This is a genomic window from Paraburkholderia sp. SIMBA_027 (assembly GCF_046535315.1).
In the GTDB taxonomy this organism is placed as follows: Bacteria; Pseudomonadota; Gammaproteobacteria; order Burkholderiales; family Burkholderiaceae; genus Paraburkholderia; species Paraburkholderia tropica.
Genome location: NZ_JAWRWY010001022.1, coordinates 1 through 257, shown reverse-complemented (window position 1 = coordinate 257; position 257 = coordinate 1). Strand labels below are relative to the sequence as shown.

Annotated in this window: 1 protein-coding gene; it reads left to right on the top strand. The window is 62.6% G+C overall.

Annotation, left to right across the window (positions count from 1 at the left end; all coding sequences use genetic code 11):
* The coding region (locus SB764_RS42200; RefSeq protein WP_410867065.1) for an SDR family oxidoreductase at positions 1-257 on the top strand (257 nt) is incomplete at both ends.

The following is a 257-nucleotide window of genomic DNA, read 5'->3' as shown; positions in this document are numbered from 1 at the left end:
CATTAACACGACCTCGATCCAGTCACGGCAGCCTTCCCCGCAGCTTCTGGCCTATGACTCGACGAAGGGTGCGATTTCGAACTTCACTGCGGGTCTGGCCGAGATGCTGGCCGAAAAAGGTATCCGCGTAAATGCCGTCGCACCGGGTCCGATCTGGACGCCGCTCATACCTTCGACGATGCCCGCGGAAAAAGCTGCCAAGTTTGGGGAGAACACCCTTAGCGGCCGGGCCGGGCAGCCAGCCGAGCTGGCGGGGG